The sequence below is a fragment of the Enterococcus sp. DA9 genome (assembly GCF_008000875.1).
GTDB classification, from domain to species: Bacteria; Bacillota; Bacilli; order Lactobacillales; family Enterococcaceae; genus Enterococcus_B; species Enterococcus_B lactis.
This window is the reverse complement of the sequence record NZ_CP042839.1, coordinates 1,468,051-1,487,490: the sequence shown is the minus strand read 5'-3', so window position 1 is coordinate 1,487,490 and position 19,440 is coordinate 1,468,051. Positions and strand designations below refer to the sequence as shown.

The following is a 19,440-nucleotide window of genomic DNA, read 5'->3' as shown; positions in this document are numbered from 1 at the left end:
GAAATCACCTCATCGTGTTGTTTCTCCTTTTTTCTTTTTCTTGTGGATCCACAAAAACAGCAAAATCAACAGTAATACAAGAACTGCAGCAACCAATCCTGCATAAAGCCATGGGAAAGATTGTTCTTGTACTGCAAAAACGGAATTTTCATTTACTTTCTGTGCTTTTTCTTTTTTGATCGTAAAGTTTTGTGTAAATCGCCATTCATTACTGTCACCTGATTTTGCTATGATTTCTGCGCGGTAATCGCCGGCTTTTGCTTTATCACCAGCTAAATCAAGATTCAAGTGAAAATTCGAATTTGGTGCAACTAAAAATGCATTAGACGTATTTTCAATATAAAGCTGATTTTCATAATAGATCTTGCTCGTAAATATCAAATTGCTGATAATCGTAGGCTGAGGATTTTGGAAACGAAGCTGGACAGTGGGCTTTGCATTGACCTCGTTCAAATCTCCTGATAAAAGTTTCAGATCCGGTTCTATCGTCTCTTGACTTTCTTGTAAAACGACTGCGAGATTATAAGCAATACGATTTTTTATTTGTGCACCTTCTGTAGCATTTTCTGTTTCAGCTTCTTCTTTAGGTGAAACATGAATACCCGCTAATACACGTCCCTTAAAGCTTTTAGCTGGGATTTTTACTTCTACAGGTACAGTTGTTTCAGCATGCGCTGGTACATTGACTTCCTTTATGGCAACGGTCAAAACGTCACGGACATCAAACGGCAAGGTCCCATCTAGCGTTGGATTTTTTTGACTATAATCGATCGTTCCACCATCACTCGTTACCGCCGGATTAACAGAGACCTCAAATGTTCGTTCTTGATCTAAAGAATTGCTGATAATTACTTCCAGTGTCTGATTTTGTTCCGGTGCCACTAATAAATCAAAATAACCGATTGCTTTATCTATTTGATTCTCTGGAAATACCGGTTTGATCCCAAAGTCTCCTGCTGAATCCTCTGCTTGACTGATTGACGGAAAAATGAAAAATAGACTTAAAATAGAAAAAAACGAAACAAACAGTCGTTTACTTTGATTCATTGTCCACCACATCCTTTCAACAACAACTGCGGTAAAAAGATTCTTCACCCATAGTATTTTCACCGCAGTTTGTTGAATTCATTTCATATTCTATGCTACTGGGCCAGCCACGAGGTTCCAAGTCAAATCAGCCGTGAATGTTCCAGCTGCTGCTTTAGGTACTTTCAGCGTGATATTTGCTGGATCATAAACAGAAAGCCATGTTCCTAGACCTTGGTCTTTTGCTGCTGTAAATATTGGTGTCGCTGCACTTGCTTTACTCAATCCAGTCACAGCTTGACTAGTTGGTGCAGTGGCTTCGTTATCTGAGGTACTTTTCACAGTGGATGTCCCAAAATCCAATTCAGCCCCTTGCAAAACTTGTGAACCGTTTACAAAATCTGAAACCGAAACTGTCACGTTCCATCCTTGCGCTTGCCCGTCTGCACCTACACCTCGACGATCTGATACTTGAAGATAAGGTGTATCATTTTTTGAAGCGTCTATTTGATATGTTTTTGTTCCGCTTTCAATCTCGTGTGTACCAAACGGCAATTCGGGCACTACATCCAGTGTTAAAGGACCTGTCTGGCCAGTTCCTGGATTTTCCGGATCTGCCGGCTCTACTGGTTTAGAAGGATCAGCAGGATCAAGGGGTACGACAGTATTTGTTGGCTCAGTAAAGGTAATATCTCCTTTTGAAGTTGCTTGACCTTCAGCAAAAGCTGGGGTTGCCAAGCCGCCTAGAAGAAGTATTGAAAGTAATAATGTCCCAATCATGTTCTTTTTCATAATAAATCACTCCTTTTTCTTAGTGACCTAGGTATAGTAGAGACAGCATGCAAAAAATCCTCATGAATTCATCCGCTTACTTGAAATTCTGACCCTTTTTGTATAAAAGAGAAAAAAGCAATAAAATCGTTTACATGAATATTCTTATTTTTTTATTAAGTATGAAAAAACATTTCAATTTTCTTTTTTTCATTTCAACTTATTCTATTAATGCTTCTCTGACCCATACAAATAGGAGTACGGCATCAACTGCCGCACTCCTATTGTTTTCGTCATTTGTATCTTAAATAAAACGATTCTCACGCAATTTTATTTTTTTGATATCTTCTACTGTTTGTGTTCCAGCTAATTGCATGACCATTTCCAATTCTGTTTTAAAGAAATCAAACACTTGACGGACTCCTGTGCTTCCTCCTAAAGACAATCCATAAATAACGGGTCTGCCAATAGCAACAAGATCTGCACCTGATGCGATTGCTTTGAAAACATGCTGTCCGCGTCGTACACCGCTGTCAAACACGATTGGTACACGTTTATCTACTGCTTCTGCCACATATTGCAACGAATCAAACGCTGCTGGACCACCATCTAGTTGACGGCCGCCATGATTAGATACCCAGATTCCGCCAGCACCAGATTCTAATGAACGATAGACATCTTCTTCTGACTGGACACCTTTCACATAGACTGGCAAATCAGAATGAGCAGCAATAAATTCTACATCTTTTGGACTAAGCTTCTGTTTGGAAGATTTGTACACAGCATCCATCGTTTGGCCTACTCCTGATTGATAAGCCTGAACGATCGGCATTGGCAGTGGGAAGGTAAACCCATTTCTGCGGTCTGTTTCACGGTTTCCGCCAACTGTTGCATCCGCTGTCAATACGATTGCTTTTGCTCCATTACGCTTGGCCACTTCAAGAATATCCAAATTGATCCCATCATCTTTGCTCATATAAAATTGAAACCATTGCGGTGCTTTCTCCCCGCCTGCTTCTCTTATCTCTTCTAATGTACAAGAAGCGTAAGAACTTGCTGTATAGATCGTCCCAAAATCTGCTACACCTTTTGCAGAAGCTTTCTCCGCCTTCACATGAGCTAAGCCATGAGCAGCAACTGGTGCCATGATGATTGGTGCAGTCAGCGTTTCTTCGTCAAAATGTGTAGTTGTATCGGGTAATTCTACATCTCTTAATACATGAGGAATAATCAGCTGATGATTGAATGCCCGTTCATTTTCTTGATAAGTAAATAAGTCGCCAGCACCACTGCTGATGTAACCATAACCACCAGCTGGAATCACTTGTGAAGCGGCTATTTCTAAATCTTCCATATTGATAAAATCCACTATTCCTTCATTTGTACCTGCTTGATACGTTTTTTCCATTTCAATGCCTTCCCTCTATAAAAAATTGAATGAATAATATGATAGCGTTTACACATTTTATATTACTCTTCCGTATTGATACAGGCAAATAATCTGTTTACATTTCAGTCATTCCAGTTGTTACTACTCTGAAAGAAATGTTTAGAACACAAATAGATAAAAAACGATGGGACTTTGACAAAAGTCGTGTCAAAGTCCCTTTTACGAAATACTGTGGATGCCTATTGAAATAAGTGCGGGTTGTTTCTTTGTGTTTCAATCGTTTCTTGCCATTCTTCGTTTAATTTTGGATTACCGTTTTCTTCCTTGAACGCATAAGGTCCCAATCCAAAAAGCTCAGTTAGTATTTGATTCACGATTCCATATAGCTCGGTGTGATCGGACACATGATTATTGAAGATCATCTCATTATCACCACGTTTGAATCTCACATTCGGGCTCTCATGATGAACCTCTATGCAGTTTTCCCCTTTTTTTAACTGACGGATTTCTGAAAACATCTCATAAATATCTTCTCCAATAAAACCTTCAGCAAGCGCCAGACTGTCCACAAGACCGCCTACTGTCAACTCAGAGATTATCGCTTTGTTGGCACCAAGCTTTAATGTATAGCTTGTTGCTTCTACTACGCCGCATGCATTGCAACCACCTTCTGATAGTTCGCTTTTTCTGATCAATTGAACTTCTTTCATTTTCTGATCCTCCTCTTAGTTTTCTACTTATGTATTTTTTATCACCTGACGTAAGTGAACTTTATCGTCACGATCACGTGATTTATTCTTCAGAGATTCTATTTATTAACATATCTTTTATTCTTCTACTTTTCTTTCTTTAGCATATAAGAGATACGCATAGTAATCAAGCAAGGATTGTTGATATAAAAAGAACAAATACCGCTATTTTGATTTCTTTTGACTCTATTACTCATATAAATAAAATTTATTATACCTGCTCTTTTTGACTATATCCTCATCTGACTCCTATACTTCGTTTGTATTAAAACTTAGGAGGAATCATTCATGCTTACAGGGCTAAACTTATTAAATAATCCTTTTCTAAATAAAGGAACAGCTTTTACAAAAGAAGAACGGGCAAAATACGGAATCACTGGTATGCTTCCAAGTACTGTCCAAACATTGGAACAACAATCTGTCCAAGCTTACGGTCAATACTTAAGCAAACAGACCGATTTGGAAAAACGTATCTTCTTAATGAATCTATTCAATACGAACCGGACATTGTTTTATAAATTGATGGGCGAACATTTAGTTGAATTCATGCCTGTCGTTTATGATCCTGTCGTTGCGGATTCAATCGAACAATACAACGAAATTTTCTTGAAACCACAAGATGCTGCATTTCTTTCAATCGACGAACCAGAAAATATCAAAGCAAGTTTGAAAAACGCAGCAGATGGACGCGACATTCGTTTGATCGTTGTGACAGATGCAGAAGGAATCTTAGGTATGGGTGACTGGGGTGTGAACGGTGTTGACATCGCTATCGGTAAATTGATGGTCTACACTGCTGCGGCTGGTATCAATCCTGCACAAGTCTTGCCTGTATCGATTGACGCTGGTACTAATAACGAAGAATTATTGAATAATCCATTATACTTAGGGAATCGTCATGCTCGTGTAGAAGGCGAAACTTACTACGAATTCATTGATCAATTCGTTCAATCAGCTACTGAATTATTCCCAGAATTGTTATTACATTGGGAAGATTTTGGACGAGGAAATGCTGCAACGATTTTAGAAAAATACGAAGATAAAATCACTACTTTCAATGATGATATCCAAGGCACAGGAATCGTTGTACTAGCTGGTGTATTAGGTGGATTGAATATATCAGGTGAGCAATTGAAAGATCAAACGATCTTGACATTTGGTGCTGGTACTGCTGGTGTAGGTATCGCAAACATCCTTTTAGATGAAATGATCCGTCAAGGTGTACCTGAAGAAGAAGCACGCCAACATTTCTATCAAGTAGATAAACAGGGTTTATTGTTTGAAGATACAAAAGGGTTGACTCCTGGTCAAATCCCATTCGCTCGTAAACGCTCAGAATTCACTAATGCTGATGAATTGACAAACTTAGAAGCAGTTGTAAAAGCAATCCATCCAACGATCATGATCGGTACTTCTACCCAACCTGGAGCATTCACTGAAGAAATCGTGAAAGAAATGGCGGCTCATACCCCACGTCCAATCATCATGCCTTTGTCTAATCCAACAAAATTGGCAGAAGCAAAAGCAAAAGATTTGATTGAATGGACGGACGGAAAAGCTTTAGTTGGAACAGGTATCCCTGCTGCTGATGTGGAATATAACGGTGTAACTTACCAAATCGGTCAAGCAAATAATGCGTTGATGTACCCAGGTTTAGGGCTTGGTTTGATTGCTTCAACAGCTACACGAGTAAATGCTGAAATCATTTCTCAAGCTAGTCGAGCATTAGGCGGAATCATTGATGTAACAAAACCAGGAGCAGCTATCTTGCCTCCAGTAGCAAAAATCACTGAATTCTCTCAAACGATTGCTGAAACTGTCGCAAAATCAGTTGTTGCACAAAAATTGAATCGTGAAGAAATCACGGATATCAAAGAAGCTGTTGAATCTGCTAAATGGGTTCCTGAATATAAATCTTTAGAAGATTAAGATTGTTATAGTAAAAGAACATACAGAAACTTTGTATGACGTCTAAAAAGAAAAAAGCGACTGCGGCAAAACAGCAGCCAGCCAACTACTGCTCTTTTGCCGCTTCTCTTTGGCTTTTTTCATACGATACAGAATAAGAAAGGATCTGTAAAAATGGCACAAAAAACAACAACTGCAACTGCAGTTGAGGAAAAGAAAAAAGAAGGGTTTTGGTCAACAAAAATTACCGGCGTAAGTTTGCCCCTTTATTTGATCATGGTCCTTGTCCTGATCATTGCAATGGCTTTAGGAAAATTACCGACGAATATGATTGGCCCAATCGCTGTTTTGGTCATTTTCGGTAATTTATTTCATTTTATCGGAACAAAAATCCCTATCGTCAAAAGTTATTTAGGTGGTGGCTCCGTTTTTGCGATCTTTGCCTCTGCCGCGATTGCTACATTTGGGATCTTACCTGAGTATGTAGTAAAATCCACAGAAAACTTTGTCAGCAATATGGGCTTTTTAGACTTTTATATTGCTGCCTTGATTACTGGTAGCATCCTTGGTATGAACCGTAATCTATTGATGAAAGCTTCTGTTCGTTTTATTCCCGTTGCACTTATTTCAATGGTCGTCTCCTTTTTTGCCGTAGGACTCGTAGGTATGCTTATCGGAAATGGTTTTGCAAATTCCGTTTTATATATCTCATTGCCCGCAATGGCTGGTGGTGTTGGAGCCGGAGCTGTACCTTTATCGACGATTTATGCAAATGTTTTAGGTACGGACGCTTCTTCTATCATTTCCCGCCTGATTCCTGCGACAGCAATGACAAATGTCCTAGCTATCATTGGTGCAGCGTTAGTTGCTCGTGCGGGACAATCAATGCCAAAATTCAACGGTAATGGTAAATTAATGGAAAAAGGCGACCTTGGCGATGGAAAACCTAGAAATGTAAAACCTTCCATTCCACAATTAGGTGTCGGTTTGATGGTATCATTGACTTTCTTCATCTTAGGACAAATCGGTAACTATTTTGTTCCTAAAGTCCATGCTTACGCATTCATGATCATTATCGTTGTTATCTGTAAAATCGCAAACCTATTACCAGAATATTACGAAGATGCAGCTATCATGTTCAACAACTTGATTGTCAAAAACTTGACAGCAGCTGTTCTTGCCGGTATCGGTATTGCGTTATTGAATCTGAATGTATTGGCTTCTGCTTTGACATGGCAATTTGTTGTCTTATGTTTGACAAGTGTTATCGCGATTTCAGTAGTTTCAGGATTTGTCGGTCGTTTGTTTGGTTTATATCCAATCGAATCAACTATTACTGCTGGCTTATGCAACAACTCGATGGGTGGTACAGGAAATGTAGCTGTCTTATCTGCAGCTAATCGGATGGAACTTATTGCTTTTGCTCAAATGGGCAATCGGCTTGGTGGTGCCATCGTTTTGATCATCTCAGGTTTCTTGATGCAATTACTTTCTTAGTCAAAAAAATACCTGATCATCAAGTAGCGGCTTGATGACCAGGTATTTTTTGATAAAAATTTACAGGATTTTCAAAAATCTTTTTTGCATTTTATCGGAATGATAACCGATGCGTTCATAAAATCGGTGTGCTTCTACTCTGTATTCTGCAGAATTAAGTCTTATCGCTGATATTCCTCGTCTTTTCGCTTCTTCTTCTACGCCAGTCATCAAGGCCTTTCCGATTCCTTTTTTTTCAGCATGTTTAGACACAGCAAGTGCCATAATATTGAACATCGGATCGCTGAAAATCGATTCATAGGACTCCGCTTGTACATAGCCAGCTGCTTTTTTAGAAGTAGGATCTTCATAAACCAAGAAAAAATTTTTTTCTGGCTCCTTCAACAGTTTCTTCATTTGTCTCACCGTAACGGTTAATGGTACATCATACCCTAATTGTTCCGCATTGATTTCTCGTAGTGCTTCTGCATCTCCTAAACGCATTTCCCGCAACATCCAAATCACCAGCCAATTTCTATTTTTTTAAATGAATTTTTTTATCATAGTATACTCCTTTTTTCATTTAAAAAAAGACTTTTCAGTGATTTTGACTTGCTTGAATCCAGATCCTTCTAATGTTTGCAAGATGACGAAAGCATTGTAAAGATTGATCAAAAGAACCACGATGACAATCGCTTGAAAAATAAAGGTCACTTTTTTTGGAGACAAAATCCTGCTAAATCTTGCTCCCCACAAACCTCCAATGATAGCAGCGGGGATAACATAAAACAACATAGATAAATCAAAGCGCATAAAGCTACTTGTTAAAGCAATCGTTACCAATTTTGCCAGTTGAGAAAAGAAAATCGTAGATAGAGAATATAGTGTTGCTTCTTTTATTGGCAATGCAAACATCAGCATCAACAAAGAAACATTGACTGGTCCACCACCAATACCTAAAAAACTAGCTAAAAAGCCCAGAACCACCCCACATATAAGGTACCAAGTCCATGACGTCAAATGAAATTTTGGCTGATGATGCTTGGTGTAGAAGAACGCAAAAACCAAGGTCAATATCGTCAAAAAAATTTGGATCAGTTGCACATGCTTCTCGTTTTCAAATAACTGTAAAAAAACTTCGAATACAATGTTGCCGACTACTCCTCCAACAACAGCTCCACTAGATACCCAACCGACAATCTGCCAATTCAGTGATTTCCCGCTTGATACTTGTCGCACAGTCGAAACAATGGACATCGTGAATACCGCAACTGTTGAGTAAAAAGAAATCCCTGCAACAGAATGGGCACCGATAAGATCAAGAATCGGTTTGATCAACACGCCTCCACCCATCCCGGAAATAGCGCCAACTGTGTTCGCCAGAAAGATCACCACAAAATAAATCAGACCAATCATCTTGTATTTCCTTTCTCTTGTTTATATCTTTTAGCGATTTTTACTCTTTTCTTTTGTTATACACTAAAAGAAACAAACGAGGCTTCAAAAGCTTTTCTACTTTTTAAGGAAAGGTAGTGCTAAACGAAAAAACCGGGCTCTACTTTTCAGAGAGTCCAGCTTTTCTTACACCTTATCGATTCTTTTGTTCTATTCTTCTTCTTCCGCCATGAATGTATTGAATACTTCTTCGATCATATCCCATTCTGCGTCTGTTTCGATTTGTTCTAACTCGCCTTCTGTTCCATCTTCGTTTTCGATGTATGCATAAGCTTGTAATTCTACATCTTCATCTTCTGAAACACCAGCTGGATATAAAAGAACATAGTTACGTCCAAATTCTTCTTGTCCGTCAACTGTTAGCAAGATTTCGTATAATGTTTCATTTCCTTGGTCATCCACCAATGTGATGTGTTCGTGTCCTTCGTGTTCGTGGGAATGGTTATGTTCTGTCATAAGATTACCTCTTTTCTTTTTATTATTAAAATAATTGCTTACCTGAGCCGTCTAAATAATTTTGTAAAATCATCACAGCTGCTAATTTATCGATGACTTTTTTTCGTTTCGCTCTTGAAGTATTTGCCTGCTCTACTAGCATACGTTCTGCCTGAACAGTGGTTAGTCGTTCATCTTGATAATCAACCGGCAAGGAGAATAGTTCTTTGATCTTCTCTCCATATAACATGGAAGCTTCTGCCCTTGGTCCGATGGAATTGTTCATATTCTTAGGTAATCCAACTACAAAACGGTCTACTTCGTACTGCGCCACTAATTCCTTCAACCGATCAAAGCCAAACTCTTCTTCTGCTTCATTGATTCGAATGATTTCTACTCCTTGAGCTGTCCAGCCAAAGGGGTCGCTCACAGCAACGCCTACTGTCTTAGAACCGACATCCAAGCCCATTACTCTCATAAATTCACTCCATGATTTGAGAGGTAGTCTTTGACAATTACTTCCATGATTTCATCGCGTTCGTGACGGCGAATCAAATTTCGTGCATCACGATAACGAGGAATGTAGGCCGGGTCTCCAGAAAGCAAGTAGCCGACAATCTGATTAATTGGATTGTAGCCTTTTTCTTCCAAAGCCCGATAAACAATCGCTAATGTTTCGCTCACTTCTTTTTTGCGACTATCGTCAAAACCAAAACGTACGGTTTCATCTGTAAAACCCATGATTCTACACCTCTTTCCCGCAAGGTAATTCCAGCTTACCTTCTACACCCTTATTTTACTCGAAGAAAGGGAAAACTACAAACAAATATTCCAAACTTCTGAATAAATTAAGAAACACGATTTGTCTGATTTTTCCTTTTTTCTGTGGCTTTTTCAAAAGCCCTCTTTCCATAAAGTATACGCTATATTTCTTTGAAAGTATGTTTTTACACAATTTTTTCATAAAGTTCATAAAAAATTCGAATTGCTGCTACTAATTTTTCGTTTTCGTTGCTTGCCCTGTCTCATAATTGATGGTGTAGCCATCTTGGACATTGTAGATAAAGACATTGAATTCAATTTTTTTGTCTTCAATGCTTTCTGCTTCCAACTGCACACCTCTTGCTACCAGTTCATTTCCCTCGAAATGAGGAGTGACACGATAGCGTACATGATGATTTGTTTCCTTGATATATGCCGCAATATCATTTTCGTGGGCAAGCATGTACGGAGCATTCAACGAACGTGTCCCTGTCATTAAGTTTTTAATGTTATTATTTTGACCAGTCAACTGGAAACCAATCAAATGGCTGCGGTTGTATAACCATTGTCCGTCACTTAATTTCTTTTGTTTCCAACCTGTCGGATCAATATACAAAGGTTCTCTCTTTTCAGTAGGAAACAAGTCTTTTCCCAACATCGCATTGGCTTGTCCTACTCTGTTCAATTTGTCTATATTTGAATAGCTTTCCCATGTCCCTTTGGAAAGACTAAGATCCTCTTTTGTAAACTCCGGCTGATTCCCATTGATTTCTATTTCTTGATGTTTTCCATCATATTCTGGCACATCCGCTACTTGAGAAGCTTGCGGTGTGGAATCAAAAATGGTTGTAATTTGTTGGAAGATATCTGAATCTTTTTGTGTGGTGGAAATACCGAGTGCCCCTGCAATCACAGCAGCGACGATCCCCACGATCGCCTTGGTTGTTTTTTTGCTCATTTCTTTACTCCTTTACTAACAGCTCCCTAAATCTTAACATATGTTCCCCTATAAATAAATACTGGAAAGAAATAGAAACAGTAAAAAAATAAAACCAGTTTTTAGACGGCTTAAGAATACAAAAAAGAGACGGATTCATCGTCTCTACTCAATCACAAAACACTATTTACAAGGTATTTATTATCATTCAAAAAATTTTTCTTAATACTCAAAACTAAACGGCTTCTGTACGACCTCTTGGTAAACAGTGTTCAAAAGCTTGCATCTGCGGTAATAAGTCCAACCAAGTCAAAAACATAAGAAGCTTTTTTGCTTGACTATTCTTATTACTTGATGCAGGGCAGCTTTTTCACAGCCTCTTTTAAGCGGGTGACGGGAATCGAACCCGCGACATCAGCTTGGGAAGCTGGGATTTTACCACTAAACTACACCCGCGATACAAAAACAGTATACGCCTCTTTCACTCCTTCCTCAAGTTTTTTTATTCTTTACGCTTCCGATATGTTTTGTAGTAAAATAAAACTAATCAATCAATTATTGGAGAAGATGCTATGACGGGAAAAGAATTAGATCTGCTGCTAGACACTTGTCTACTCGCTGGGAAAATCATGATGGAAAGCAATGCAGAGATGTATCGGGTAGAAGATACGATGAGTCGAATTGCTTTAGCTTCTGGAAATTTCCGTTTGGTCAGCTATGTCACGCAGACTGGTCTCTTTATTGGTCTTGATCGTACCTCGACCATTCGAATGGAACAAATCACCAACCGTTCGATCAATTTAGAAAAAGTAGTAAAAGTGAATGATCTTTCACGTAAGTATGTTGCTTCAGAACTAACATTAGAAGAACTTTACAGTGAATTGCAGGCAATCGACCGAGACCGTTCGTTCTTTCCTGTCTGGTTGCAGATCGTTAGTGCGGCAGTTATCAGTGGAACGATCATGGTGTTATTCGGCGGAAAGATGACCGATTTGCCTGTGACTTTAATTATTGGTGGATGGGGATACGCAGTTTATCTGTATAGTTTGAAATTTTTTAGAATCAAATTTTTATCGGAATTTTTATCTTCTTTATTGATTGGCATAGCTGCTATCTACAGTGTTCGTTTTGGCTTAGGAAGCAATCAGGATTTAATTATTATCGGATGTGTGATGCCTTTGGTTCCTGGGGTTCAAATTACGAATGCTATCCGTGATTTGCTAGCTGGTCATTATGTGTCAGGGGTTTCTCGCGGAACAGAAGCGATGATGACTGCTACGATGATTGGTTTTGCGATTGCTTTTATTTTCCAGCTTTTTTATTAAGAAAGGAGCACGAGTATGGGCACGATATTTATTCAATTTTCTTTTAGTTTTTTAGCGACTGCGGCATTTGCCATTGTTACAAATGTCCCTAGGCGTTCATTGATTTGTTGTGGTCTTTCTGGTGCTTTCGGCTGGATGATCTACTGGATCTGTGTTCAAATGGGCGGATCTGCTGCTTTCGGTTCATTGCTTGGCTCTTTAGGAGTTGCATTCATCAGTGATCTTTTCTCTAAGCGTTTGAGAATGCCTGTAACGATTTTCAATATTCCTGGGATGGTTCCTTTAGTTCCGGGTGGTTTGGCTTATCAAGCGGTTCGGAATCTCGTTACTGAATCCTATCAAGAAGCAGCTCACTATGCGGTCCAAGCAATCATGATAGCTGGAGCAATTGCTTTAGGTCTCGTATTATCGGAAGTCTTTAACCATAACATCCGCAACTTCAAAGTAAAGCGTGATGCCATCATGTTGAAACGAAAAAAACGGCTTTTTAAATAAACGAAGTGTAAAAAAGAAAAGGTTGTGACAGAAGTGATTAGCTTCACGAAATAAGACAGGATTCACGAAAATGGTTTCTTAAATTTTTGTGAATCCTATCTTATTTTTCGAAGAAACTACTTCTGGAACACTGTTTAGTAGAAGGGGTGAGATCAGCATCTTGGTCCGAGTATTAGAGAAACAAAATGGAAGAAGGAACTTGCATGATTAACTTAAGTCTGTTTACTAAAAAGTGAGATATGATCCTTTATTTTTAATTTTTTAAAATGATTCATTCCTTATCTTTTCTTGAATAAATTTCTTTAGTTTATCAATACTTCTCTTACCCATCTCTAGTTGTTCTCCATTCGTAAACGTTACTACTTCATTTACTCGGCTAATAGATGCAATGTTTTCAGTATTAATGATGTAGGCTTTTAAATCTTTACATAAATACTCATATTCCAGTGTTTTTTTATATTTTTTTATTGTGCCGTTTATGAGTGTCTCTTCGTCTTTCAATACCAAGCCTATCTTATTTTTATAGCCTGGCATGCTCATTAGATAAAGAATCTCATCGTAATGGATATAATGATCGCTATTGCCATAACGAACAGACGTCCACTTTTTTTTGTTCGCTTGTTGAACAGGCTCGTTCTCTTTTTCTTTCAATAAGTAACTTTGGATGTTTTTTTATTTTTTTCATAAGTGAATTCTTTTATCAAATACCCGCTAGGCGTAATATTTCGGTTAATAACAGCTATTGCTTTATTCGGATGAGAGGTCAAATAAACAATTTTACACTTCGCGTTCTTTTCTCTAAGCATTTCTCCTAGTTCAATCCCGCTGTGATAAGCGTTCAAATCGATATCAAGAAAAAAAATATCCGATGAACGAATGTCATTGTTTTTGACAAATTCAACAAACTGCATGACGTTCAATCCCTTGATTATCTCGAAATTCCAAGGAATCAGTAAATTTCTGGATTCTTCCAAAATATCTTCTATCATTTTTTCAAAAACCAAACTGTCATCCAAAATAAATATACGTGTTATCATACAAATTACCTCCACTCGATATTTTACTATCAAAATCATTTCATACAACTTTTCAACATACATGTTAGGAATAAATTGTAATTCTCTTCACAATCTTTTCCAACACCTTTGAAACCGCTATTAACTACATTCAGCATGCAACTTCTAAAATAAATATCATTTTACAAAACATATCAAATAGCCAAATATCTCATACAAAAAAAGCCAGACAACCGACGTACTTACACGTCAACTGTCTGAGCTATGTTCATTTATTTTTTTCTTTTAAAAAGAACGATACACATACTGATTTTTCGGAGCAGCGACTTTCTCTGCGTTTGTCACAACTACAGATGGAATTTCACGCTTGAATGGTTGATAATAGTCCGATTGGATGGTTCCTTCTATTTTATACCACTCATCATTTTTAACCGTTACTCCTTCAGGCATATGTGTTAACAAGCCAAAGACTCCTGAATCTGCCACACAATGGATAATACCGAAGCGGAACAAGAAGACATCTGCATTGCTATCGTTCGGTGTTTGGTAAACAAATCCTTCATAGCTGATTTTTTTGCCAATGAATTCGCTAGGGTAATTATAGATCAGCTCCATGACTTCTAAATAATTTTCATCTGTGATCTCGATAGTCTGCTTATCCCCATACTTCTCTTTCAGTTCATTCATTTGGTCTAAGTAGTCTGATTTGTTGAAATAAATACTTGTATCTGGCTTTAGGTATTGCGTCTGCATCTCCGGGTCCCCTACTGATTCTTTGCTTACCGGAAAATTAAATCCTTTGGCTTCTACGATCGTAGTATCCAGACTAACTGTTGGAAACAATGTACCAACGATCACTGGCAAAGCTAGCAGTACATAAGCGATCCCACGTTGATAAGGTTTCGATAACCCATGGTCGTGATCATGATCATGCTTGTGCGTCTCTTCCTCTGCTTTTCCGTTTTTGACCCACAAATACAGCTGAACTAAAGCCAAAAGAGCGGATAAAATCATCGAAAGAATAGCTAAATAACGATAGTGGACATTGATATATTGATCAAGTTTGCCAGAGACTTGCAAATACATCATCAATTCGAAATAGCCAGATAAAATCAAAAACCGCAGCATATTTTTCCTCCTAAATAAATAATGTGAATCCAACAACGCTAAGGGCAATCAGTCCGATCAGCGATAGAATAAAACGTCCTGTAAAATATCGTTTCATCATCAATAGATTTTTGATATCGACCATTGGACCAAAGACCAAAAAGGCAGCTACAGGTGCTGTGCCGAACAGACTTAACAATGAAGACCCGATAAACGCATCTGCTTCTGAACAAAGAGACATCGTAAAAGCTAATAACAGCATGATAATGATGGCTAAAATCTTTGTTGAGCCGAGCGTTAGCATCATTCTAGTTGGTAAATAAGTCTGCATCGCAGCTGCGATTAACCCACCAATAATCAAATAACGACCTGTATCAAAAAATTCATCGATTGAATGTGTCAACACATGCCCCGTTTGATGGAACAGCCGATTTTTTGGCTCATTCTTATCACTGTGTTCTTCTTCATGGGCATGATGATGGTGATCTTCGGCTACTTTAGAGGAGATTTTTTCTTTCAATACAGCGTCTTTTTGAAAATAGGCAAGCCAGACACCAATCACAAGTGCAACAAAAAAGCTGCCTATCACTCGCCAGCTTGCCATCTGCCAAGAATTGCCAAATGCGATAAACGTGGAAAAAATCACGATGGGATTAATGATTGGCGCTGTCAGCATAAAAGCAAATGCTGTGTGAACCGGCACGCCTTTTTTTACAAACTGATGAACGATAGGTACGATGCCGCATTCACATGAAGGAAAGAAAAATCCTAAGATCGAACCAGTAAAAATAGAGAATATACGATTTTCAGGAAGCCATCGCTTCACACGTTCTGGGGTCAAAAATACTTGTAAGGCGCCTGAGATAAGACAACCTAATAGTACAAAGGGCAATGCTTCGATAACGATCGATAAGAAAATCGTACTCATCTGCAAAACCGAATTGGGAATAAAAGAAAACATGAGTTTCCTCCTTTTCATTTCTAGTTCATTCGCTTTGCAAATATACGCTTTTATTCAAAAAAAAACAAGTTGCTCTGTCAATTTTTACACAACTCTTATTTTTTATCGAAGCACTTCAATTGACTTTTTCTATTATTCCCATTAAATTAAGGTCTCGTACATATCACTTCTATCACAAAAGGGAGAATGAAAATGAAACAAACCACTAATTTGTCTGAAGTTCAAGACATACTGCAACAATCATCCGTTGCCATCGTTTATCTTTCGATGCCTAATTGCAGTGTTTGTCACGCTGTTCGTCCACGATTGGAGGAGCTGCTCACCCATTATGATATTCCGGCACTTCATTTGGATGCATTCGAAACGCCAGAAGTAGCTAGCAGATTTGAAGTATTGACTGCGCCAGTTGTTCTGGTTTTTCATCATGGAAAAGAGATCTCTCGGCAAGCGCGGTTCATCGACTTTAAAAAAATCCGGCATTTACTAGATGAACTGACAGCAGAAGATGATTCTCTTTCTTATGAAGAACTCTTTCGAACAGAATAAACATTATCCAAACAGAAAAAAGCGATTGAACAAGTGAAAGTTTTGCCTTCATTTGTTCAATCGCTTTTTATTTTTATTCTGCTGTATTTTCGGAATGCGCATTTGCGTCAGAATGCAAGAAATAGATCAAGGTTTGCAATTCATTCGTCAAATCAACATTTTGGATCAATACATCTGACGGAGCATTCAATCGAGCAGCGGTAAAGTTCAAGATTCCTTTGATTCCTGCTTCCGTTAACTGATTGACTACTTCTTGTGCTCTTTCAGCGGGAATCGTTAAAATCGCTACTTCGATTTGCTGGATCTTGATTTGTTCCGACATATCTTCCATTGGATAAACGGGGATACCGTCTACGATGCGTCCAACGATTTCTTCATTCACATCAAAAGCACAACTGATACGTATGCTATTACTTTGATGGAATTTATATTTTAGTAAAGCACTTCCCAAGTTCCCTACACCAATCAGCGCAACATTTGTCAATTGATCTTCATTTAATGTCTTCGCAAAAAAGTGCATAAGATCTTCTACATCATACCCATACCCACGTTTTCCTAATTCGCCAAAATAAGAAAAATCTCGACGGATCGTTGCACTATCTACTTGAACGGCTTCACTTAATTCAGTTGAAGACACTTTTTTCTTTCCAGCATTATTTAAAATCCTTAAATAACGATAATACAAAGGCAGTCTTTTAGCTGTCGCCTTTGGAATAATATGATCTTTCACGAAATGACCTCCACGTATTGTCTAATTACATCTTTGATTTCTCCATCATAGCAGTATTTATAGGAAAAAATCAATTTCATTGCTCAGATATTGTGAAATTTTATTCTTTATTCATTTATTTATCATTTCTGCAAATCTCGCAGTATGATGGAATTTATGGTAGACTACTAATTGAAAAATAGTTTTTTATTTGAGGAGAATTCACAAAGTAGAAAAGAGGATTCCATGATATTATTACAAGCCAATCAGATTGCTCGCCATTTTGGTGCAGAAGTCTTATTTGAAAACATACATTTAGAAATCAGTACAGGCGCTCGTGTCGCTTTAGTTGGCAGAAATGGCGCTGGAAAATCGACTTTATTGAAGATCATTGCTGGAATTGAAGCACCAGATGATGGAAAGATTGCTAAAAATAAAACAGCGACTCTCGGATACCTCGCTCAGGACACAGGACTTGATTCCAATGAAACAGTGTGGAACGAGATGCTGAAAGCTTTTGAACAAGTTAGACAAATGGAACAGCGGATGCGTGAACTAGAGATTTTCATTAGCGAAGGTACGCCAGATACACCCGCTTATACTTCTTATTTAAAAGAATATGATCGGCTGCAACACGATTTTTCGGATCGAAACGGCTATGGTTATGAAAATGAAATTCGTTCCGTATTGCATGGTTTTAAATTCGATTCTTCCTTTTATGACCAGAAAATCGATACTTTATCAGGTGGACAGCGTACACGTTTAGCTTTAGCTCGCATGCTTTTGCAACACCCTGACATTTTGATTCTAGACGAACCCACGAACCATTTAGATATCGAGACGCTTTCCTGGCTTGAAAATTATCTGCAAAGCTATACCGGTGCATTACTGATTGTTTCACATGACCGTTATTTCTTAGACAAAGTAGTCAATGAAGTTTATGAACTAAGCAGAAGAAAAATGCGCCATTACAAAGGCAACTACTCGAAGTATCTAGACTTGAAAGCAGAACAGCTGACAAGTGAATGGAAGGCTTATGAAAAGCAGCAGACAGAGATCCACAAATTAGAAGACTTCGTTGCTCGGAATCTTGTTCGTGCCTCTACCACTAAACGGGCGCAAAGTCGCAGAAAGACATTAGAAAAAATGGAACGTCTGGATCGTCCTCAAGGGGATGAGAAACAAGCAAACTTTCTTTTCAGTATAGAAAAACCTTCTGGAAATGTTGTCTTGCAAATCGAAGATGCCGCTATCGGATATGATGATGTCACCTTATCTGAACCAATCAATTTGGATATCCGCCGACAAGAAGCGATTGCTCTAGTAGGTCCGAATGGTATCGGAAAATCGACGTTGCTGAAATCGATCATCCACCAGATCCCTTTTATCCGTGGCAAAGAAACGCTAGGGACAAATGTCACCATCGGCTATTATGATCAAGGGCAAGCTGATCTGCATACAAACAAGACGATTCTAGCAGAATTGTGGGATGAGCATCCTACCACTCCTGAAAAAGACATTCGAAGTGCTTTAGGTGCTTTCTTATTTTCTGGCGAAGATGTAGAAAAACCAATCCCTCTGTTAAGCGGCGGTGAAAAAGCACGGGTTGCTTTAGCCAAGCTAGCGATGAACAAAGAAAATTTTTTGATCTTGGACGAACCAACAAACCATTTAGATATTGACAACAAAGAAGTATTAGAAAATGCATTGATCGATTACGATGGCACACTGCTTTTTGTTTCCCATGACCGATATTTCATCAATCGGATCGCGACAAAAGTCGTCGAACTCTCTGAAAATGGCAGTAAAGTCTATCTTGGAGACTATGATTATTATTTAGAGAAAAAACAAGAAGAAGAAGAAATCGCCGAATTATTGGCACAAGATGAGCCAGAATCCGCTCCTGCTCCTACGAATAAATCCGATTATTACCAGAGCAAAGAACAGCAAAAGCTTATCCGTAGCCTTCAACGAAAAATCACTCAGGTTGAAGAAGAAATGACGCGGATCGATGAATGGATCGATCGGTTGGAACAAGAAATGGTCGCACCAGAAAATCTGGAAGATCACGTAAAACTCAATGAGCTGAACCAAGCTTTAGAATCAGCTAGACAAGATCAAGAAACAAAATTGTCGGAATGGGAAGAACTAAGCTTGGAATTAGAAGAATACGAGAATTAAAAGCCAATGGAAAGAGGTTGTGACAGCCCTGTTGTCATAGCCTCTTTCTTTTTTATGCAGAAACATAGCGAAACCGTTCTCTTTTTTCTTACTATTTTTCTCTACTGACAAAATAAACAATAATTTTCCGGCACAATTATTTGCTGTTTTTTGCCATAACATAGTACGATCAACATAGAAAAGGAGATGTT

General features: G+C 38.4%; 19 protein-coding genes, 1 tRNA gene and 1 pseudogene. 6 read left to right on the top strand and 15 right to left on the bottom strand.

Annotation, left to right across the window (positions count from 1 at the left end; all coding sequences use genetic code 11):
• Window positions 1–9: 9 nt before the first annotated feature.
• The 4 genes from FTX43_RS08035 to FTX43_RS08020 all read right to left on the bottom strand — a co-directional run bounded on the left by FTX43_RS08035 (window position 10) and on the right by FTX43_RS08020 (window position 3,897).
• On the bottom strand, window positions 10–1,047 hold the full coding sequence (locus tag FTX43_RS08035; RefSeq protein WP_002290898.1) for a DUF916 and DUF3324 domain-containing protein: 1,038 nt from the start codon (window positions 1,045–1,047) through the stop codon (window positions 10–12).
• Window positions 1,048–1,137: 90 nt separating this feature from the next.
• On the bottom strand, window positions 1,138–1,818 hold the full coding sequence (locus FTX43_RS08030) for a WxL domain-containing protein (protein WP_147606969.1): 681 nt from the start codon (window positions 1,816–1,818) through the stop codon (window positions 1,138–1,140).
• Window positions 1,819–2,101: 283 nt separating this feature from the next.
• The gene (locus tag FTX43_RS08025; protein WP_002314634.1) at window positions 2,102–3,205 is read right to left on the bottom strand and encodes an alpha-hydroxy-acid oxidizing protein; all 1,104 of its coding nucleotides are present in this window, start codon (window positions 3,203–3,205) and stop codon (window positions 2,102–2,104) included.
• A 221-nt stretch (window positions 3,206–3,426) separates the two neighbouring features.
• On the bottom strand, window positions 3,427–3,897 hold the full coding sequence (locus FTX43_RS08020; protein WP_002290894.1) for a DUF4809 family protein: 471 nt from the start codon (window positions 3,895–3,897) through the stop codon (window positions 3,427–3,429).
• A 327-nt stretch (window positions 3,898–4,224) separates the two neighbouring features.
• Here FTX43_RS08020 and FTX43_RS08015 point away from each other — a divergent pair, with 327 nt between their 5' ends.
• Together FTX43_RS08015 and FTX43_RS08010 are read left to right on the top strand one after the other, a co-directional pair.
• Window positions 4,225–5,865 carry a malolactic enzyme gene (locus FTX43_RS08015; protein ID WP_147606967.1) on the top strand — a complete coding sequence of 547 codons (1,641 nt, stop codon included), beginning with the start codon at window positions 4,225–4,227 and terminating at the stop codon, window positions 5,863–5,865.
• 153 nt (window positions 5,866–6,018) lie between these two features.
• Complete coding sequence (locus FTX43_RS08010; RefSeq protein ID WP_002308483.1) at window positions 6,019–7,341, top strand: 2-hydroxycarboxylate transporter family protein; 1,323 nt, start codon at window positions 6,019–6,021, stop codon at window positions 7,339–7,341.
• Between the two features lie 60 nt (window positions 7,342–7,401).
• On the opposite strand, the gene FTX43_RS08005 is transcribed toward FTX43_RS08010, so the two are convergent.
• The 7 genes from FTX43_RS08005 to FTX43_RS07975 form a co-directional block, all read right to left on the bottom strand.
• Window positions 7,402–7,836 (bottom strand): GNAT family N-acetyltransferase, encoded by a 435-nt coding sequence (locus FTX43_RS08005; protein WP_086307021.1) that lies wholly within the window; start codon window positions 7,834–7,836, stop codon window positions 7,402–7,404.
• Window positions 7,837–7,899: 63 nt separating this feature from the next.
• Window positions 7,900–8,736: a sulfite exporter TauE/SafE family protein gene (locus FTX43_RS08000; protein WP_047929448.1), complete on the bottom strand. Its 837-nt coding sequence runs from the start codon at window positions 8,734–8,736 to the stop codon at window positions 7,900–7,902.
• A 189-nt stretch (window positions 8,737–8,925) separates the two neighbouring features.
• Window positions 8,926–9,231 carry a DUF1292 domain-containing protein gene (locus FTX43_RS07995; protein ID WP_002308458.1) on the bottom strand — a complete coding sequence of 102 codons (306 nt, stop codon included), beginning with the start codon at window positions 9,229–9,231 and terminating at the stop codon, window positions 8,926–8,928.
• 25 nt (window positions 9,232–9,256) lie between these two features.
• Window positions 9,257–9,688, bottom strand: a complete 432-nt coding sequence (gene ruvX, locus FTX43_RS07990) for a Holliday junction resolvase RuvX (RefSeq protein WP_002320247.1) — start codon at window positions 9,686–9,688, stop codon at window positions 9,257–9,259.
• On the bottom strand, window positions 9,685–9,951 hold the full coding sequence (locus FTX43_RS07985; RefSeq protein ID WP_002290885.1) for an IreB family regulatory phosphoprotein: 267 nt from the start codon (window positions 9,949–9,951) through the stop codon (window positions 9,685–9,687). Before FTX43_RS07985 ends, ruvX begins: the two co-directional genes overlap by 4 nt.
• A gap of 253 nt (window positions 9,952–10,204) precedes the next feature.
• Window positions 10,205–10,930: a DNA/RNA non-specific endonuclease gene (locus FTX43_RS07980; RefSeq protein WP_002290883.1), complete on the bottom strand. Its 726-nt coding sequence runs from the start codon at window positions 10,928–10,930 to the stop codon at window positions 10,205–10,207.
• Between the two features lie 364 nt (window positions 10,931–11,294).
• Window positions 11,295–11,365, bottom strand: a tRNA-Gly gene (locus FTX43_RS07975).
• Between the two features lie 116 nt (window positions 11,366–11,481).
• On the opposite strand from FTX43_RS07975, the gene FTX43_RS07970 reads away from it, so the two are divergent.
• Window positions 11,482–12,234, top strand: coding sequence for a threonine/serine exporter family protein (locus FTX43_RS07970; RefSeq protein ID WP_002290882.1), 753 nt, complete (start codon window positions 11,482–11,484; stop codon window positions 12,232–12,234).
• A gap of 15 nt (window positions 12,235–12,249) precedes the next feature.
• Window positions 12,250–12,729, top strand: a complete 480-nt coding sequence (locus FTX43_RS07965) for a threonine/serine exporter family protein (protein WP_002290881.1) — start codon at window positions 12,250–12,252, stop codon at window positions 12,727–12,729.
• Between the two features lie 261 nt (window positions 12,730–12,990).
• On the opposite strand, the pseudogene FTX43_RS15185 reads toward FTX43_RS07965, so the two are convergent.
• From FTX43_RS15185 to FTX43_RS07950, 3 genes and pseudogenes are all read right to left on the bottom strand, one after another.
• Window positions 12,991–13,766: pseudogene (locus FTX43_RS15185) on the bottom strand (LytR/AlgR family response regulator transcription factor).
• A gap of 264 nt (window positions 13,767–14,030) precedes the next feature.
• Window positions 14,031–14,873 (bottom strand): TIGR03943 family putative permease subunit, encoded by an 843-nt coding sequence (locus FTX43_RS07955; RefSeq protein ID WP_086307013.1) that lies wholly within the window; start codon window positions 14,871–14,873, stop codon window positions 14,031–14,033.
• 10 nt (window positions 14,874–14,883) lie between these two features.
• Window positions 14,884–15,813, bottom strand: a complete 930-nt coding sequence (locus FTX43_RS07950; RefSeq protein ID WP_002290877.1) for a permease — start codon at window positions 15,811–15,813, stop codon at window positions 14,884–14,886.
• Between the two features lie 192 nt (window positions 15,814–16,005).
• On the opposite strand from FTX43_RS07950, the gene FTX43_RS07945 reads away from it, so the two are divergent.
• A complete protein-coding gene (locus tag FTX43_RS07945) occupies window positions 16,006–16,359 on the top strand; it encodes a thioredoxin family protein (protein ID WP_002290876.1) in 354 nt (117 codons plus the stop codon).
• A 73-nt stretch (window positions 16,360–16,432) separates the two neighbouring features.
• Here the strand turns inward: FTX43_RS07945 and FTX43_RS07940 are convergent, their stop codons facing one another.
• Entirely contained in the window at window positions 16,433–17,089 is a 657-nt protein-coding gene (locus FTX43_RS07940) for a redox-sensing transcriptional repressor Rex (protein WP_002290875.1), read from the bottom strand.
• Window positions 17,090–17,314: 225 nt separating this feature from the next.
• Between FTX43_RS07940 and FTX43_RS07935 the strand changes: the two genes are divergently transcribed.
• Window positions 17,315–19,249 (top strand): ABC-F family ATP-binding cassette domain-containing protein, encoded by a 1,935-nt coding sequence (locus tag FTX43_RS07935; protein ID WP_002314624.1) that lies wholly within the window; start codon window positions 17,315–17,317, stop codon window positions 19,247–19,249.
• The last annotated feature ends 191 nt before the right edge of the window (window positions 19,250–19,440 follow it).

Coding starts and splice junctions, on each gene's coding strand:
- FTX43_RS08035 (WP_002290898.1), bottom strand. CDS start 1,047: ATGAATCAAAGTAAACGACTGTTTGTTTCGTTTTTTTCTATTTTAAGT.
- FTX43_RS08030 (WP_147606969.1), bottom strand. CDS start 1,818: ATGAAAAAGAACATGATTGGGACATTATTACTTTCAATACTTCTTCTA.
- FTX43_RS08025 (WP_002314634.1), bottom strand. CDS start 3,205: ATGGAAAAAACGTATCAAGCAGGTACAAATGAAGGAATAGTGGATTTT.
- FTX43_RS08020 (WP_002290894.1), bottom strand. CDS start 3,897: ATGAAAGAAGTTCAATTGATCAGAAAAAGCGAACTATCAGAAGGTGGT.
- FTX43_RS08015 (WP_147606967.1), top strand. CDS start 4,225: ATGCTTACAGGGCTAAACTTATTAAATAATCCTTTTCTAAATAAAGGA.
- FTX43_RS08010 (WP_002308483.1), top strand. CDS start 6,019: ATGGCACAAAAAACAACAACTGCAACTGCAGTTGAGGAAAAGAAAAAA.
- FTX43_RS08005 (WP_086307021.1), bottom strand. CDS start 7,836: ATGTTGCGGGAAATGCGTTTAGGAGATGCAGAAGCACTACGAGAAATC.
- FTX43_RS08000 (WP_047929448.1), bottom strand. CDS start 8,736: ATGATTGGTCTGATTTATTTTGTGGTGATCTTTCTGGCGAACACAGTT.
- FTX43_RS07995 (WP_002308458.1), bottom strand. CDS start 9,231: ATGACAGAACATAACCATTCCCACGAACACGAAGGACACGAACACATC.
- ruvX (WP_002320247.1), bottom strand. CDS start 9,688: ATGAGAGTAATGGGCTTGGATGTCGGTTCTAAGACAGTAGGCGTTGCT.
- FTX43_RS07985 (WP_002290885.1), bottom strand. CDS start 9,951: ATGGGTTTTACAGATGAAACCGTACGTTTTGGTTTTGACGATAGTCGC.
- FTX43_RS07980 (WP_002290883.1), bottom strand. CDS start 10,930: ATGAGCAAAAAAACAACCAAGGCGATCGTGGGGATCGTCGCTGCTGTG.
- FTX43_RS07970 (WP_002290882.1), top strand. CDS start 11,482: ATGACGGGAAAAGAATTAGATCTGCTGCTAGACACTTGTCTACTCGCT.
- FTX43_RS07965 (WP_002290881.1), top strand. CDS start 12,250: ATGGGCACGATATTTATTCAATTTTCTTTTAGTTTTTTAGCGACTGCG.
- FTX43_RS07955 (WP_086307013.1), bottom strand. CDS start 14,873: ATGCTGCGGTTTTTGATTTTATCTGGCTATTTCGAATTGATGATGTAT.
- FTX43_RS07950 (WP_002290877.1), bottom strand. CDS start 15,813: ATGTTTTCTTTTATTCCCAATTCGGTTTTGCAGATGAGTACGATTTTC.
- FTX43_RS07945 (WP_002290876.1), top strand. CDS start 16,006: ATGAAACAAACCACTAATTTGTCTGAAGTTCAAGACATACTGCAACAA.
- FTX43_RS07935 (WP_002314624.1), top strand. CDS start 17,315: ATGATATTATTACAAGCCAATCAGATTGCTCGCCATTTTGGTGCAGAA.